The organism is Lujinxingia sediminis, assembly GCF_004005565.1.
GTDB lineage: Bacteria > Myxococcota_A > Bradymonadia > Bradymonadales > Bradymonadaceae > Lujinxingia > Lujinxingia sediminis.
This window is the reverse complement of the sequence record NZ_SADD01000005.1, coordinates 216,679-233,460: the sequence shown is the minus strand read 5'-3', so window position 1 is coordinate 233,460 and position 16,782 is coordinate 216,679. Positions and strand designations below refer to the sequence as shown.

The 16,782-nt window shown below is 62.6% G+C and carries 10 protein-coding genes; 5 read left to right on the top strand and 5 right to left on the bottom strand.

Going from position 1 to position 16,782, the window contains the following annotated elements:
• Positions 1-12 precede the first annotated feature (12 nt).
• Entirely contained in the window at positions 13-5,406 is a 5,394-nt protein-coding gene (locus EA187_RS11315; RefSeq protein ID WP_164856206.1) for a translocation/assembly module TamB domain-containing protein, read from the top strand.
• 111 nt (positions 5,407-5,517) lie between these two features.
• Here EA187_RS11315 and EA187_RS11310 read toward each other — a convergent pair whose 3' ends face one another.
• The gene (locus EA187_RS11310) at positions 5,518-6,654 is read right to left on the bottom strand and encodes a cystathionine gamma-synthase (protein ID WP_115604537.1); all 1,137 of its coding nucleotides are present in this window, start codon (positions 6,652-6,654) and stop codon (positions 5,518-5,520) included.
• Between the two features lie 430 nt (positions 6,655-7,084).
• Here EA187_RS11310 and EA187_RS11305 point away from each other — a divergent pair, with 430 nt between their 5' ends.
• From EA187_RS11305 to EA187_RS11290, 4 genes are all read left to right on the top strand, one after another.
• Complete coding sequence (locus tag EA187_RS11305) at positions 7,085-8,800, top strand: 30S ribosomal protein S1 (protein ID WP_115604353.1); 1,716 nt, start codon at positions 7,085-7,087, stop codon at positions 8,798-8,800.
• 298 nt (positions 8,801-9,098) lie between these two features.
• Positions 9,099-10,109 carry an ArsA family ATPase gene (locus EA187_RS11300; RefSeq protein WP_164856205.1) on the top strand — a complete coding sequence of 337 codons (1,011 nt, stop codon included), beginning with the start codon at positions 9,099-9,101 and terminating at the stop codon, positions 10,107-10,109.
• Between the two features lie 20 nt (positions 10,110-10,129).
• Entirely contained in the window at positions 10,130-11,344 is a 1,215-nt protein-coding gene (locus tag EA187_RS11295; protein ID WP_115604349.1) for an ArsA family ATPase, read from the top strand.
• Between the two features lie 4 nt (positions 11,345-11,348).
• Positions 11,349-11,834: an NUDIX domain-containing protein gene (locus tag EA187_RS11290; RefSeq protein WP_115604347.1), complete on the top strand. Its 486-nt coding sequence runs from the start codon at positions 11,349-11,351 to the stop codon at positions 11,832-11,834.
• A gap of 6 nt (positions 11,835-11,840) precedes the next feature.
• On the opposite strand, the gene cmk is transcribed toward EA187_RS11290, so the two are convergent.
• The 4 genes from cmk to mutL are packed head-to-tail and all read right to left on the bottom strand — an operon-like array spanning position 11,841 to position 16,664.
• Complete coding sequence (cmk, locus tag EA187_RS11285; RefSeq protein WP_115604345.1) at positions 11,841-12,500, bottom strand: (d)CMP kinase; 660 nt, start codon at positions 12,498-12,500, stop codon at positions 11,841-11,843.
• Positions 12,497-13,621, bottom strand: coding sequence for a histidinol-phosphate transaminase (gene hisC / locus EA187_RS11280; RefSeq protein WP_115604343.1), 1,125 nt, complete (start codon positions 13,619-13,621; stop codon positions 12,497-12,499). The genes cmk and hisC overlap by 4 nt, the downstream gene beginning before the upstream one ends.
• A gap of 23 nt (positions 13,622-13,644) precedes the next feature.
• Complete coding sequence (gene miaA, locus EA187_RS11275) at positions 13,645-14,682, bottom strand: tRNA (adenosine(37)-N6)-dimethylallyltransferase MiaA (protein WP_115604341.1); 1,038 nt, start codon at positions 14,680-14,682, stop codon at positions 13,645-13,647.
• Complete coding sequence (mutL, locus tag EA187_RS11270) at positions 14,679-16,664, bottom strand: DNA mismatch repair endonuclease MutL (protein ID WP_115604339.1); 1,986 nt, start codon at positions 16,662-16,664, stop codon at positions 14,679-14,681. Before mutL ends, miaA begins: the two co-directional genes overlap by 4 nt.
• Positions 16,665-16,782: the final 118 nt, after the last annotated feature.

Genomic DNA, 16,782 nt, shown 5'->3' with positions numbered 1-16,782 from the left:
ATGAAACGCTGGATGATTAGAATTGGAAAAGCACTCGGGTTGATCCTGGCGATCATCCTGGGCCTTGTTGTGCTCGCACTGCTCGTCGTCCAGATCGGCGCGGTGCGCGACCCGCTCGTCCAGCGTATCCTCGCCAGCGTCAACGCATCCCTCGAAGGTCGCATTGAAGTCGGGGAGGTTAACGGACCCTTGCTCGGCGGTGCTTCCATTCACGACATCGCCATCTACGATGGTCGTAGCAACCTCGCTGCTTTTATCCCCGAGGCTACCCTTTCGTACTCGCTCGGCTCACTCATCCGCGGCCAACTGATCGTTGAAGATGTCACGGCAGAACGTGCCTCACTCGTCGTGCGCACCTACCCTGACGGCACCCTCAACTGGACCACCCTGACCGCCCCTTCCGACGAAGAGGGCCAACCCCTGGCCACCCCGATCTTCGTCGAACGCGTCTCGATCAACGACGCGATGCTGGCCTATGTCGACCAGGCCACCGAATCCCCCGACACGCCCGACCTCCTCGGCCTGCGCGATACTCTGCTCAACGCCCTCTCTGAGGCATCGGCCTCACCGGCCGAGCTCCGAACGATCTGGCTCAGCGCGTGGAACGCCTCCCCTCGGCTGACCGACGGCGCTCCGGCCGCACCGCTGAGCGCCACCCTCACCGCGCTCAACGCCGGGGTTACCGCGAGCCTCTACCAGGGCGACATCCTCGCCGACCTCACCCGCTTTGAGGTCAACGCGGGAATCGACTGGCTTGCCGGCACCCACACCATCACACTCGGCACAAGCGAGGTTCGCATCAGCGACAACCTCACCCACGTCGAACTCGGCGCCCTTCACGTCGGCGAGCTGCTCTCGCTCAGTGCGCTTCGCGCCACCCTGATCTCCCCTGAGGCTCCCGCCGACACGAGCCCGGGCGAGACAGACCAGCCCACCACCGACGCGCCCCCCGTCCAGGACATCTTCGCGCACCTCGACACCCTGACCCTCCCGGCGGCCACCCTGGAGCGCTTCAGCGGCCAGTCACTCGGCCTTCCCGGCGATCTTCGCCTGAGCGCCCGCATCGGCGGAGGCGACCAGATCGGCGCGCTGGCCGAACTTCACCTCCCGGACCTCGCAGAACCCATCCGGCTCAGCGCCCAACTTGCGGACCTCACCTCCGAGACACCCCGCTACCTGGCCACCTTGAGCACCCCACGCCTCGACACCACGACGCTGGCCCCCGGCCTTGATCTTCCGCAGGCCAGCACCCGCCTGCGCGCCCAGGTCATGGGCATGGGTTTTGACCCGAAGACCCTCCACGCCGGCCTGCGCGCCCGGCTCGACGAGACCCGATACGACGCCTACGAAGCCTCGCTGACCTACCTTGCCGGCGACCTCTCCGAGGGCGACATTCGCGCGCAGCGCCTGGCCGCACTCTCGCCCTACCTCAACCTCTTCGCCTCGGCGCACCTGGATCCCGAGGGACGTGCACGTGCGGTCGTACGCACCACAGCCGATCCCGACCAGGCCGAGCGCGCCGCCGAACTCACCGGCACACCACCCGTCACCGCCGACCTGGACATCGACCTCGACGCCAGGTTCAACCCTGAGCAAAACGATCTCCTTCAGGCCGCCCGCTCTCTCGATCTCGATGCCTCCTGGCGCTTTGAGGGCTTCGACGCCTTCGACATCGTCATCAACAACAGCCGCGGCACCCTCACCGCCGATCTGGAGCGGGTGGAGCACGCCAACGAACGCTACCGCGCTCGCTACACCCTCGATGCACGCGCCGCTGGCGTGCGTCTCGACGGCATGAGCCTGGGCACCCTGCGCGCCCGCGATCAGGGCCGCATCGAGCTTCAGCTTCCCCTCGAAGACCCGCTGGCCAGTCTCACTGACCTTACCAACGACCTGCGGATCGACCTCACCAACCTTCGCGCTCAGGGCAATCGCCTTGAGCGAGCATCGCTCCGCGCCACGAGCCAGAAGCGCCCCGACGCCCCCCGCTCCCTTCAATCTCGCCTGCGCCTGCGGGCCTCGGGCATCCACACCCCGGATGCTTCCGTCGGCAGCGTCGAGAGCGACCTGCGCGCTACCGCCCGCCTGGGAAGCGGCACGGATCCTTTTGAGTCCCTTCGCGCGTTCACCTTAAAGGGAGATCTTTCCGCCGAGGCCCTGCGCGCCCCGGCCTCCGACGCGACCATCACCTCGGCAACCCTTGAGTTCGACCTTCGAGGCCAGCTCGACGCGCCCCTGGGTGATGTACGCCTCCAACTTCATGAACTCACGCTGGGCACCGACACATTCGAGCGCGCCGACCTTCACCTGGCCATGGCCTCCGGCGATACCGCCCGCCTCGACGCCGACCTCTTCCGCGATGCCACACGCCGCTACGATGTCGGTGTCACCGTGCAGCATCGCCGCCGCTACACCGACCTCACCCTCACTGAGCTCCACCTCGCCAGCGACCTGACCCGCTGGGAGACCACCGAGGAGTCCCGCATCGGCTTCGACGGACGCCGCCTGACCCTCGACGACGTGGAGCTCAACCGACAGGACGGCAACCAATCCATCCGCGCCCACGGCACCTTCACTCCCGGACGCTCCCAGGATCTGGAGCTCGGCCTGCGCAACCTCGCCCCCGGTCAGCTGGCGCACGACTTCCACTTCGATCAACTTCCCGACATCGGCGGTCACATCGACCTCGCCCTGACCCTGGGCGGCACCGCATCACATCCCACCGTCGATCTGCGTACCGAAGCCTCCGCGCTGACGTACGAAGGTGAAGGCCCCTTCAACCTCTCGCTGGCCGCCGATTACACCGATGGCCAGGCGCGCATTCCCGAAGTCGTCCTGAGCGCCTACGAACACGACATCCTCGAGATGAGCGCCACGCTCCCGGTCACATTCGATCTTCAGGGCAATACCAGCATCCACTGGAAGAAAGACTTTCGCCTCAACCTGAACCTGGCCGAGATCACCCTGCGTGACTTTCATCAGCCCCTTCCCATCCTCAACGAGTACGGCGTTGAGGGCGACATCAACGGACGCGTCAGCTGGTCGGGCTCACTGGAGAACCCGAACCTCGAAGTCGACCTCAATGCCCAGGGACTCCAGTTTACCGGCGAGGTCAATGGCGAGTTCGTCTCACTGCGCAGCATCGATCTGGCCACGGAAACCACCTACAGCCCGCCCCGCGGCCCGCGCGGCGGACTTAACTCCCGCATCAACCTCGACTGGCGCAGCGAACGCATCGCGCGGGTACACGCCAGCGCCGCACTCCCCCTGGCTCAATGGCTTCGCTCGGTCACGGGCTACTCCGACGAAGAGCTCCTCTGGCGTGAGGCCTTCCTCACCCTTCCGATGCGCCTGCTTGTCGACATTCCGGATATCAATCTGGAGCGCATTCCTCTGGAGCAACTTCGCCAGGCCGACGCCACCGGCGAAGGCTCCATCCTCATCGACCTCGACGGTACCATCGCCCGCCCCACCGGCCGCATTGACATCGGTCTTCAGAAGCTCGGCTGGACGCACTTCCGCGACATGTTCATCGATCTCAACGCCCGGTTGGGCGACGGACGCCTCAACGTCGAGCGCCTGCGCTTTGAATGGGACGGCGACGAGATCCTCGTCGCCGACGGCTCCCTCCCGCTGCCCGTCGAGGATCTTCTGGCCGGAGAGACGCTGGAAGATATCCCGCTTAACTTCCGCGCCCAGCTGCGCCAGCTCCCCATCTCCAAGCTGAGCGCCTTCAACTACGAGTTCGCCCGGGTACGCGGCGACATCGCCGCCTACATCACCCTCGATGGCAGCCTGCGCGCTCCGCGTCTGGAGGCTCGCGCCGGACTCTTTGACACTCGCCTGGGCGACGGATCCACCGGCACCATCAGCATGGAAGTCCGCGGCGAAGACAACCTCCTCAACCTCGACGCTCGCCTCTGCCGCCAGTACGGCGATCTTCTCAACATGAGCGCCGCGCTACCGCTCAACCTCGACGTCATCGCTCTGGCCAGCGGCGCCAACTGGCAGGCCCCGGGTGAGCTTCGCGTCGACGTCACAAGCGACCCGATGGAGCTTGATAAGGTCCTCCCCACCCAACTCCTCTCCGACCTCATCGAAGAGCCCGAAGGCACACTGGAAGCCGACCTCAAAGTGCGCGGCGACTGGCAAGAACCCCTTATCGACGGGCAGTTCAGCCTCAATCAGGCAGCCATCACCCTGGTGCCTATGGGCAGGCGTTTCGTCGACATCGACGCCGATATCGCCCTCGACAATGACACCCTCGACATCAACACCTTCGTGCTCAATGACGGCCCCAGCCGCGCCTCACTCACCGGCTCGGTTGGCCATGAACGCTTCATCCCGGACGACGTCGATCTTCGCCTGGAGGCCAACGAATTCAACCTCGCCGGACTCGCCGTCGACTTCCCCGTCTACGTCAGTACAACCACAACCGCGCGCGGCTCGCTGCAAGGCTCTCCGGGCACGATCAACGTCAACATCGCAGGCCTGGAAGTCGTCCTCACCGACAACCAGGAGCAGGGACTTCACGCCACCGAGCTCGACCCGGACATCGTGATTTTGAACGGGAACAACCGCAATCAGACCGAAGACCAGACCAACGCCAGCGAGCTTGCCAACCGCGATTTAAGCGACCCCGGCGCGATGAACCTGCGGGTCAACGTCAAGGTGGACCGCGACGCCTGGGTGCGCCACCCCATCGGCGACGTCAACATCAAAGCCGACATCGTCGCCCTGCTCGCAGGCACCAACATCTCATTGACCGGCTCGGCCGAAGCCATCCGCGGCGATCTCGAGTTTCTCGGGCGACGCTTCATCGTCGAGCCCAGTGAAGTGGTCTTCACCGGTGCCACCCCGCCCAACCCTCGCCTGCAGCTCGAAGCGACCTATGAGCTGGACCGCGCCATCACCCAGTCGCTCGGCCCCCCCTCGGAGGGCGACCCGCGCATCATCTTCCGCATCAGCGGCAGCGCCGACAATCCGCAACTTGTCTTGCAGAGCGACCCGGCGATGACCGACACCGAAATCCTCTTTGTGTTGATGACCGGACGGCCCCCCAGCCGCGGTGACGTCGGCCAGGATGAGGGCGTCGCCAACCAGGCCCTGGGCGCCGTCAGCGGACTCTTCTTCGGCCTTCTCCAGGACCAACTCGCCGGCACCGTCCCGGTCGATGTGTTGCGCCTGGAACCCGGCGACGGCGGGCTCCAGGGCGGCCGCCTGGAGTTCGGCAAGTACATCACCAACGACATCTTCGTCTCCTACCGCGTGCAGTTCGGCGGTGAGGAAGACGACGCCACCAACATCGTGCGCGTCGAGTACCACTTCCTCCCCCGCTGGATGGTCGAGCTCACCTACACCGACCGCAACGAGGGCGGCGCCAACATCTTCTGGGATGTGTACTGAGTCGCATCACCGATAGGTTTCCCCCACCGACCTCCAGAAGATCAAAAAAACGCCGGCGTCCACCAGGGCGCCGGCGTTTTTCTTAACCTCTCAGACTTCGAGCAGCGTCGCTCAGCTCAGCGCCTGCTCCAGGTCAGCAAGAAGATCCTGCACATCTTCAATGCCCACCGAGAGGCGCACCAGCCCGTCGCTGATCCCCAGCTCCGCGCGAACCTCCGGGGGCACCGAGGCGTGCGTCATGATCGCCGGATGCTCAATCAAGCTCTCCACCCCACCCAGGCTCTCCGCCAGGGCAAAGACCTTGACCCGCTCCAGCATCTTCCGCGCCGGCTCCAGACCGTCTTTTAAGACAAACGTGATCATGCCGCCAAAACCCGACATCTGCTTCTTCGCAATCGCGTGCTGCGGATGACTCTCCAGCCCCGGGTAGATTACCTTCTCCACCGCCTCGTGCTTCTCAAGATACTCGGCGATCACCTGAGCGTTGGCCGCGTGCTGACGCATCCGCACCGCCAGCGTTTTGACACCCCGCAGCACAAGCCAACTATCAAAGGGACCGGGCACCGCTCCGATGGAGTTCTGCAAGAAGCGCAACTTCTCGGCGGCCTCATCGTCATTGGTGATCACCACGCCGCCCACCACATCGGAGTGCCCGTTGATGAACTTCGTCGTCGAATGCACCACCAGGTCCGCCCCCAACACAAGCGGGTTCTGGAAGTAGGGGCTCATAAAGGTGTTATCAACCACCACCGGAATCCCCTGCTCATGCGCGATCTCACAGATGGCCTGGATGTCGCAAATCTTGAGCATCGGGTTGGTCGGGCTCTCCAACCACACCAGGCGCGTAGCCGGCGTCAGCGCAGCCTTAAATGCATCGAGGTCAGTCATGTCCACAAAGCTAAAGCCGATTCCCATCGGCCGAAACACCTTGGTGAAAAGTCGGTAGGTCCCCCCGTACACATCGTCCCCGCTGACCACATGATCGCCGGCGTTGAGCATGTGCATGATCGTCGAGGTCGCCGCACACCCGGAGGCAAACGCCACCCCGTGCTTGCCCTTCTCCAGGCTCGCCAGGCAATCCTCCAACGCGTTGCGCGTCGGGTTGTGCGTGCGCGTGTACTCAAAGCCCTGATGATGCCCCGGCGAGGACTGCACGTAGGTCGAGGTCTGGAAGATCGGCGTCATAATCGCCCCGTTGGACGGGTCGGGCTCCTGACCCGCATGAATCGCCCGCGTATCAAAGCCCATCTGGCCGTAGTCGAGTTCCGGCTTATGCATCACTCACTCCTCAGAAATTCGAATCGTGGAAAGGTCATCGGCTGTGTTGCGCGGCCATCATAGGGCTGTGGGCGTTTTTCACAACCGCCGCAGAACCTCCACACAACATCCCGAAGAGACAGTGGCGCGCGGAACTTCTCGAGGCCTCCCGAAATGCCTCCCTCCCATTGACAACCCCATCTCCCGTCGTTAGGTTTCCGCGTCGCCGACTTACCCGCGACTTGCGTGTGGGTGCGCCTGCTTCAAAACGGTGCGCACCTTCTGGCGAAGTTCAGGCGTCACCACGTTCTACTTTCTCACGGCGAAGGTCGCCTTCTAAGAGACGCTGGCCACGGGGGCCAGCGGGCGAACCTCCCCAATACCAACCGTCGCTCATTGAGCGATATGTTCAAGGTCGTCAATGACTGTTCAACAAAACGAAAACTTCCCCACCACCGATGACTTCGCGGCGCTGCTCGACACCCACGAAGACTTCACCAGTGCGGTTCGCGAAAACGAAATCACCACCGGCCGCGTGCTTGAAGTCGGTGATGACTACGTGCTCGTCGACATCGGATTTAAATCCGAAGGCCGCATCGACCTCTCCGAGTTCATCGACGAGAAGGGCGAAGTCACCGTGCGCGCCGGCGATGACGTCGACGTTCTCCTCGAGAAGCGCGAAGACGAGTCCGGTCAGTGCATCCTCTCCAAGGAACGCGCCGACCGCATGAAGGTCTGGGAGATCATCAGCGAGAAGGCCGAGGCCGACGAGCTGGTCCGCGGTACGATCACCAACCGCGTCAAAGGCGGCCTCCAGGTCGACATCGGCGTCAAGGCGTTCCTGCCCGGCAGCCAGGTCGAACTGCGTCCGACCCGCAACCTCGACAAGTACATCGGTCAAGAGTTCGCGTTTAAGATCATCAAGTTCAACAAGCAGCGTGGCAACATCGTGCTTAGCCGCCGCGCCCTGCTTGAGAAAGAGCGCGCCGAGCTCAAGAAGAAGACGCTCGAGAAGCTCAAGGCCGGTGCGGTCATCGACGGTATCGTCAAGAACCTCACCGACTACGGCGCCTTCGTCGACCTGGGCGGCATCGACGGCCTGCTGCACATCACCGACATGAGCTGGGGCCGCGTCTCGCACCCCACCGAGCTCTTCAACGTCGGCGACGAAATCCAGGTCAAGGTCCTCAAGTTCAGCGCCGAGAGCGAGCGCGTCAGCCTGGGCTACAAGCAGCTTACCCCCGATCCGTGGGAAGGTGCCGAAGATCGCTACCCGGACGGCGCGCACGTCCTGGGTCGCGTGGTCAGCCTCATCGACTACGGCGCCTTCGTCGAGCTTGAAGAAGGCATCGAAGGTCTGGTGCACATCAGCGAGATGAGCTGGACTCGCCGCATCAAGCACCCCAACCGCGTGGTGAGCGAGGGCGAGATCATCCGCTGCGTCGTGCTCAACCTGGACACCGATGCCAAGAAGGTCAGCCTGGGCATCAAGCAGGTCGAGCCCAACCCCTGGACCCTGCTCGAAGATCGCTACCCGGTCGGTACCCGCATCCTCGGCAAGATCCGCAACATCACCGACTTCGGTATCTTCGTGGGCATCGAAGAGGGCATCGACGGTCTGGTCCACATCAGCGACATCAGCTGGACCCAGAAGATCCGTCACCCCTCCGAGATCTACGAAGCCAACCAGGAAGTCGAAGCCGTCGTGCTCAACATCGACGTCGAGAACGAGCGCTTCAGCCTGGGCATCAAGCAGCTTGAGAGCGATCCGTGGGAGACCCTGCCCCAGCGCTACCCGCCGGGCAAGATCGTCGACGCCACCATCACCAAGCTCACCGACTTCGGTGCGTTTGCGGAAGTGGAAGAAGGCATCGAAGGTCTCATCCACATCTCGGAGCTGGCCGACGAGCGCATCGAAAACCCGAGCGAAGTCGTCAAAGTTGGCGAAGAGCACAAGGTTGAGGTCATCAGCGTCGATCCGAAGGAGCGCAAGATCGCGCTCTCGATCAAGAACTTCGTGCGTCGCTCGGAGTCGGGTCACCTTCGGGAGTACGCCGAAGAGAGCGGCGCCACCGCGCAGCTCGGCGACCTGCTCAAGGGCAAGCTCGGCGATCTGACCGGCGACGAAGAGGAGTAAGCTCCTCACACCGGCGAGCGCGAGAGGGCTCGCCGGCGTTGCACGCCGTTCACACGGAGCTTCGTGTCCCAACGAGGCGGCCCCAGCCGGGGCCGCCTCGTTGCGTTTGAGCACAGATCGCCAGCACCTGCCGCATTGACACCGGGCAGGCCCCTCTCTACAACCAGTGGCACCTGACCACCCGGTCTCACGCGCACCGCGATCCGGTGTGCGAACGATGTTTGACGTTGCCCACTGCGCCGATGTCGCTAGGTTGTCCCTGTTGTTTTTGGCCTGCAGTGCAAGGATTTCCCTGACGATGCTGGACCCCCTCCTCGACAAGCGCTTGATCTTCGTCACCGGCAAAGGTGGCGTCGGCAAAAGCACCGTGACCGCCGCCCTGGGCAAAGCTCTTGCCTCGCGCGGAAAGCGCACCCTGGTGCTGGAGACCGACACCTTCTCGGCCATGGAAGACCTTTACGGCTACGAAGGCACGGGGCTCGAGCCGGTGAAGCTCTCCGAGACGCTCTACGCCTCCAACCTGCTGGCCGAAGACTGCTTCGTGGCCACGCTGACCCGCTTTGTACCTGGCGAGCGTGTGGCACGGGCGGTGATCAACAACCGCGTGGCACGCGTCTTTTTTAAAGCTGCGCCCTCGGTCAACGAGGTCACCATCCTCGACCAGATCCGTGTCTTTTATGAGGCCGAGGATCAGGGTAATCCCCGCTATGACCACATCGTTGTCGACCTTCCGGCCAGCGGTCACGCAGTGACCTTTCTCAACGTGCCGGCAACGATGAACGGTATGATGCGCGGCATCGGACCGATCGCGAAGATGACCGCTCAGGTGGCCGCCATCATCAACGATCCGGAACAAACCGCGATCGCTGCGGTCTGCCTGCCGGAAGAAATGCCGGTCAACGAGACCATCGAGCTTGCGAGCAACCTGAAGGGCGTGCTCGGGCGCCCCCTCACATTGGCCATCGCCAACATGGTTCACCGCGCTCCCCTGCATGATGATGACCGCCCGATCTTCGACGCGCTACTCGCTCGCGTTCGCGCAAGCACTCCGGGCACAAGCAGCCTTCTCTTTGACGAAGAGCCCACCGACGAATCCGATGCCCTGGCACGCCTTGTCGAAGGAAACGCGCTGGCGTTGGGCTGGCACGACCGCGATCAACGCTACCTGGGCGAACTTCGCAGCCATGTCGACGCCCCGATCATTGAGCTGCCCATCTTTTACGAAACCTCCGGTGACGACGTCGTCGCCCGTGTCGCCCGCCAGCTCGGCGGCGACTCCTCCTCTCTCGATCATCCCCTGGCCATCTAGCGCCCTGTAGGAGCTCCTCGGTGACAGCAAGCCCTCGCTCAGACGCCAACGCCGCACCACTGCGCCACCTGCTCGACTCCGGGCGCCTCATCGTCTGTGTGGGCCCGGGCGGCGTGGGTAAAACCACCACGTCGGCTGCCGTCGGATTGCGTGCGGCGATGGCCGGACGCAAGACCATCGTCATGACCATCGACCCGGCCCGCCGCCTGGCCAACAGTCTGGGGCTTGATGACCTGACCAATGATCCACAGCAAATCGATCTGACCGAGGCCCTTAAGCTCACAGGAAACAAGGATAACGGCGGCGAACTCTGGGCGATGATGCTCGACTCCGAAAAGACCTTTAACGACCTGGTCGACCGCCTCGCACCGGACAAAGGCGCGCTCAAGCGCGCTAAAGAGAACAACATCTTCCGCCTGCTCTCCTCGGCTCTGCACGGGATGCAGGAGTACATGGCGCTGGAGAAGCTTCACGACCTCTACACCGGCGGCTACTTCGATCTCGTCATCCTCGATACCCCGCCGACCAAGAACGCCCTGGAGTTTCTGGAGACACCGGGGCGCGCCAGCACCTTCTTCGATGAGCGGATCATCAAGTGGTTCTTACCCAACCGCAAAAGCGGGCTTCTGGGCCGGGTCTTCAACCCGGGTTCCATCGTGCTCGGCCTCATCTCGAAAGTCCTGGGCGAGAGCTTCGTCAACGATCTTGTGGAGTTCTTCGACACCTTCCACTACCTGCAGGAAACCCTGCAGCAGCGAGGCGAACTCATCGAGTTCATCCTGCGCGACCCGCTGACGCATTTCTTCATCATCACCAGCGCCGACCCCCGGCGCATCAAAGAAGCAGTCTATTTTCACGAGAAGCTGGGGCAGCTCGAACAGCGCGCCGACTTCTTCATCATCAACCGCGTCATCCCGCGCTTTCACCCCGAAGACATCGCGGCCATTGAGGACGCCGACCTCGACACCTTGCTACGCGAAGCCGACCACGGGGCCAGCGCCGAGCATATCAGCGGGCTTCGCCAGCGCCTGGAGACGCATTACCTCCAGCTTGCCAAGCTCGCTATCCGTGACCGCGAGGCCATCGCCTCACTGGCCACAAAGGTGGGACAGGAGGCGCTGCGCTTGATTCCGCTTCTGGGCGAGGACGTGCATAACCTCACGCACCTGCTCAAACTCAGCGACTTCATCACGCCACTTGAGCCTGACGCTCGCGTCGCGACGGCAAAGGGCTAAACGCATGCCCATCTCAGACTTCTTGCGTGGCCTGCGGCAAAAAGTCGGCCATGACCTGCTCTTTGTGCCGGCGGTCGCCGCAGTGGTGCGCGATGACGAGGGACGCGTCCTCTTTCAACGGCGTAGCGATAATGGGCTGTGGTCGTTGCCAGCAGGAACCATCGACCCGGGGGAGTCCCCTGCGCAGGCGATTGTACGCGAGGTCTATGAGGAGTGCGGGCTTCACGTGCAACCCACGCATATTCTGGGAGTCTACGGGGGCGACCGTGAGGGGTTTCGGGTCACCTATCCCAACGGCGACGAGCTCGAGTCGGTGGTCATCGTCTTCGCCGTTGAGGTGCTCGGCGGCACCCTGGAGGCGATCGACGGAGAGAGCGCCGAGCTCCGCTACTTTGAGCCTGCCCGGCGCCCCCCTCTGATGTCGAATTACCCCGACGCGATCTTTGAACCCCGGGGTCCGACGCCGGCCGACTTCGACCGTGCGCCTTAAAAGGTACTATCGGAGCGCGGCGACGCGCTCACAGAGCCCCGCGACAATCTCCTCCACGCTGACATCGGTCGAGTCGATGCCGATGGCATCTTCGGCTTTTTTGAGCGGAGCAACGTCTCGCTCGGAGTCGCGACGATCGCGCTCTATAATGTCGCGAAGCACCTCAGCTTCGTCGACCTCATCGCCGCCTTCCCGCATCTGCTCGACGCGCCGTCTGGCGCGCACCGCTGGCGAGGCGGTGATGAAGACCTTGAGTTCAGCGTCCGGGAAGACCACCGTACCGATGTCGCGCCCTTCCAGAACGCTGGAACGCTCGCGCCCCACCTGGCGCTGCTGATCGACGAGCTCGCGCCGGACTGCGGGATGCGCCGAGATCACACTGGCGTTGCGACTTACCTCAGCGCTGCGAATCTCCTGATTCAGCGCGCGCGTGTTGCAGTAAATAACATTCTCCCCCCCCTCTAACTTGAACTCAAAACGCAGCCCACGGGCGATGTCAGCAACCTGCTCAGCATCCTGCAAGTCTACCCCGGCCGCGGCCGCCTCATAGGCCACCGCGCGGTACATCGCGCCGGTGTCCACGAGCTGAAACCCCAACTTCTCGGCCAGGGCCCGGGCGATAGTCGACTTTCCGGCACCCGCCGGACCATCAATCGCGACGATCATGCTCCCTCCCCGTTCACAAGCGCAGGGAGCACCTCACCGAGCGACTTCAAACAGCGACGCACCTCGTCGGGTGTTCCGATGGAGATACGCACGTAGTCACCCAGCCCGTAGCCCGCCATCGGACGCACAATCACACCTTTTCGAAGTAGCGCGTTGTAGACGCTCACGCCTTCAACCGGCGTCTTCACAAGCAGGAAGTTCGTCTGGCTTGGAATCCAGCTCACTCCCAGTTCGCTCATCTCCGCCAGCCCCTTCTCCAGGATCGCTCGCCCCTCTTCATTGATGCGCACCGAGCGTTCCACAAAGTTCACATCTTTGAGTGCCGCCGCCGCCGCATCCTGGGCGAGTATGTTCACGTTGAAGGGCTCGCGCACCCGATTCATGCGGTCGATCAAATTTGCAGGTGCGATCCCGTAGCCGGCTCGGATGCCGGCCAGCCCATAACATTTGCTGAAGGTGCGGCAGATGATCAGGCGCTCACGAAGATCACGCATCGTCTCCGCACTGGCATAGTCATCCGCCTGTACATACTCGTGGTAGGCCTCATCGACGACCACGATGACGTCCTCCGGCACCGCCTTCAGAAAGGTGCGCAGCTCGTCGGCGGGTACGTAAGTGCCGGTGGGGTTATTGGGGTTGGCCACAAAGACAATCTTTGTCTTCGGCGTGATCGCAGCAGCCATCGCCTCCAGATCGAAGGTCAAGGGCTCCTTCATCGACGCTCGCCGAATCGTCATCCCCTGCGCCTGACAGATGATCGGGTAGGCAGCAAAGCTGTACTCCGAGACCACCGCCTCATCATCCGCCGTACAAAAGGTTCGCACCGCAATGGTGAGCACCTCGTTGGAGCCGTTGCCGGTGATGACCTCATCGGCGTTCACCCCGTGAAACTCAGCGACCGCTGCACGCAGGCGATGTGCAGCACCATCAGGATAGATATGCCCTTTGGACAAAAGCGCCCGGGCTGCCTCGGTGGCCATCGGGCTGGGCCCCAGCGGGTTCTCATTGCTGGCCAACTTGATGGATCCTTCAATGCCCAGCTCTCGCTCCAGCTCCTCGATCGGTTTCCCGGGTACGTAGGGCTTGAGCGTCTCGATATGCTCTCCGACTAACGCCTTCATCGTTCCTCGTTTTGCTTGCTTGTTCAGGTGGGGCGCGACGCGCGCTCCACTTTATACGGGTCGATCTGGGCCCATTCAAGCGCGGGTTTCCCCCCCTCGATGAAGGCACGTATATCTTCGAGCACCTCCCCCGGAACGCGCCCTTCACGCAGCACCGGCGCCATGGCCCAGTGGGTCTGTGGCTCGCTTCGAAACCAGGAGATCTGCTGCTTGGCGTAGCGTCGCGTCTGCTGCTTGATCTCTTGAATCGCGTCATCAAGCTCTCGGCCCTCCAGAAGATGCTCTCCCACCTGACGGTACCCCAGGCTTTGCATCGGCTTATGCTCAGGGCCGAAGCCTCTCTCCAAGAGCCCCCGGTACTCGTCGATCAAACCCTGTTCGATCATGCTATCAACGCGACTGTTGATGCGTTCATAAAGCTCGTCGCGAGGTCGAATCAGCGCGATCTTCAGCGCGTGATAGTTCGGCGCCTTAAAGCGATGCGCCCGCTGGTGTTCACTGAGCGGCGTCCCCGTCTGATCGAAGATCTCCAGCCCCCGTGTCACCCGAATGAAGTCGTTGCGGTTTACGCGAGCGGCCAGCTCCGGGTCCACCTGTTCAAGGCGAGCATAAAGCACCTCGGAGCCCTCGCGCTCGGCGATGTCGCGGTACTGCGCCCGCAATGCATCGCTGGGCGGAGGGGCCTCAAAAAGCCCGTGCACCAACAACCGCAGGTAGAGCCCGGTGCCCCCGACGATAAGCGGAACTTTGCCCCGCCTGAGGATCGAGGCAATCGCCTCATTCGCCGCGTTTCGAAAGTCGGCCGCATTGAACTCCTCATCCGGCTCCGCAACATCGATGAGATGATGCGGAACCCGGGCCCGCTCCCCTTCACTCGCCTTCGCCGTGCCGATGTCGAGATGGCGGTAGACCTGCAGGCTATCCACACTGACAATCTCGGCATTCAGCGCCTCAGCCAGCTCCAGCGAAAGTGCGGTCTTTCCGACACCGGTTGGCCCCACCAGGGCCACCACGCGCGTCAACCCCTCAAACAACTCCGGGTGATCTGCAATCTGCATCATCTGCGGTCAAAAGCCTCTTCAAGTTCCATAAGCGGGATGCGGTAGTACACCGGTCGCCCGTGGGGACAGTTGGCACGAAAGTCGATCTGGTCCATCTGCACCAGAAGCCCCTCACACTCGTCCAACGTCAGCTGCGTTGGCCCTCGCACCACCGAGTGGCAGGCCATTCGGCTCAATACGGATTCCATCGCCTCTTCCACCCGACTTGAGCCGCCGAAGTTGGAGAGATCATCAAGCGCATCTTTAATGATCTTCTCGTGAGGCGCGCGCTGAAGCACCGCCGGAACCTCTTTGAGCACGTACGTGCTTCCGCCGAAGTGGTCGATCTCAAATCCCGCCTGCGCGAAGAATTCCACCGCTTCACTCATCGTTGCCGCCCGCAGCGCGTCGAGCTCCATACGCAGCGGGAAGAGCAAGGGCTGGGTTTCTTTATGCTCCCGTTTGAAGAGCGCCTTTAGCCTCTCAAACCCGACTCGCTCGTGGGCAGCATGCTGGTCGATGATCACCATCCCGGACGCGTCTTCGCACACGATGTAGGCTCGCCGAAACTGACCGATCACTTTCAGCGTAGAAAAGTACGCGTCACGCCCCGATGGAGAGTCCTGGCCTGGCGACGCTCCGCCGACCTCACCAAGGTCCACACGCGGGGGCTCAATCAACGGTGTCAAACCCCGCGCGACAAACCCGCCCTGCATATCTGGAGCTTCAGATAAAAAAGGTGAACGTAGCTCTCCCGGATCGAGTCGGTCTTGTTCGGAGAGTCGGCGATGACGGGCGTTAAGAGGTTCAATTTTAACGCGCCCTGGTTGCAGCATCGCCCCTTCGAAGCTCCCTTCCTTCTCCGTTGTTCCGCTGACGAACCCAGCGCCACCGTTAAGCGTGCGACGCTCCCCCAGACTGTACGCCCGAGCGGCCTGCCCCTCCAGCCACGGCGCCTCCGCCAGCGCATCGGCAATCGCGTGGTAGACTGCACGATAGATGGGCTGCGTATCGTGAAAGCGCACCTCCGTCTTAGCCGGATGCACGTTGATATCGACCATCGAGAAAGGCACATCGATAAAGAGCACCACACTGGGGTATCGCCCGCGCTCAAGCAGGTGTTTGTAGGCCCCGGTGATGGCCGCACGTATCGTGCGGTCGCTGACGTAACGTCCGTTCACGAAGGTGTACATGTTATTCGGCGAACGTTGCGAATGCCCCGGTTTCGAGAAGTACCCTCGCGCTACCACACCGTGAATCGCCGGATACTCAAATGTCGGGTAGAGGTCGTCGTACACCTCGCGACCCAACACTTCCAGGATGCGGTCTTTGAGGCGATCGACCTGCGGAAGATCGAGTCGAATCTTCCCGTCTTTCACAAACTTGATGCGCACATCTGGCCGGCTCAACCCGACCCTCACCAGCATCTCCGTGATATGCCGGGTCTCGGTGGCCGGTGTCTTCAAAAACTTCAAACGTGCCGGTGTATTATAAAACAACTCTTCGACGAGGATCGTGGTACCAGCGGCCATCCCCACATCCTCAATCTCGTGCATGACGCCCCCCTCAATAAAGATTCGCGTGCCCTCCAACTGATCTCGGGGGCGAGTGCAAATCTCCATCCGCGAAACCGACCCGATCGACGGAACGGCCTCGCCGCGAAATCCCAGAGTGCCAATGGCAAAGAGGTCCTCGACCCGTGCGATTTTGCTGGTGGCATGTCGCTCAACAGCACGCAGCGCATCCTCACGACGCATTCCGCAGCCGTCGTCTTCCACACGGATCAGCTCTCGCCCTCCTCCCTCAATCGTCACCTCGATACGGCGCGCGCCCGCATCCAGACTATTCTCGACCAGCTCTTTGACCACCGACGCCGGACGCTCCACGACCTCACCCGCCGCGATCTGGTTGGCGAGTTCGGGAGAAAGCACCGCCACCGAGCGAGGCGCGTCCGCTGCGTGACGTGCTGCTGTATTTCTCCAGAGAGGATCGTCCTGACTCACTGCCTACTCCCTTACAAAGTTCACGAGGGTGGCTACCTGCGTCGACACATGCTGGAAACCACCGCGCTTCTATCGTAAAAGGTCGCCTCGCGCGACTGACGCCTCCGCTCTCCCGGCC

What these genes read in the sequence shown, in the direction of transcription:
- EA187_RS11315 (WP_164856206.1), top strand. Translation starts at nt 13, where the DNA reads ATGATTAGAATTGGAAAAGCACTCGGGTTGATCCTGGCGATCATCCTG.
- EA187_RS11310 (WP_115604537.1), bottom strand. Translation starts at nt 6,654, where the DNA reads ATGGGCTTTGATACGCGGGCGATTCATGCGGGTCAGGAGCCCGACCCG.
- EA187_RS11305 (WP_115604353.1), top strand. Translation starts at nt 7,085, where the DNA reads ATGACTGTTCAACAAAACGAAAACTTCCCCACCACCGATGACTTCGCG.
- EA187_RS11300 (WP_164856205.1), top strand. Translation starts at nt 9,099, where the DNA reads ATGCTGGACCCCCTCCTCGACAAGCGCTTGATCTTCGTCACCGGCAAA.
- EA187_RS11290 (WP_115604347.1), top strand. Translation starts at nt 11,349, where the DNA reads ATGCCCATCTCAGACTTCTTGCGTGGCCTGCGGCAAAAAGTCGGCCAT.
- cmk (WP_115604345.1), bottom strand. Translation starts at nt 12,500, where the DNA reads ATGATCGTCGCGATTGATGGTCCGGCGGGTGCCGGAAAGTCGACTATC.
- hisC (WP_115604343.1), bottom strand. Translation starts at nt 13,621, where the DNA reads ATGAAGGCGTTAGTCGGAGAGCATATCGAGACGCTCAAGCCCTACGTA.
- miaA (WP_115604341.1), bottom strand. Translation starts at nt 14,682, where the DNA reads ATGATGCAGATTGCAGATCACCCGGAGTTGTTTGAGGGGTTGACGCGC.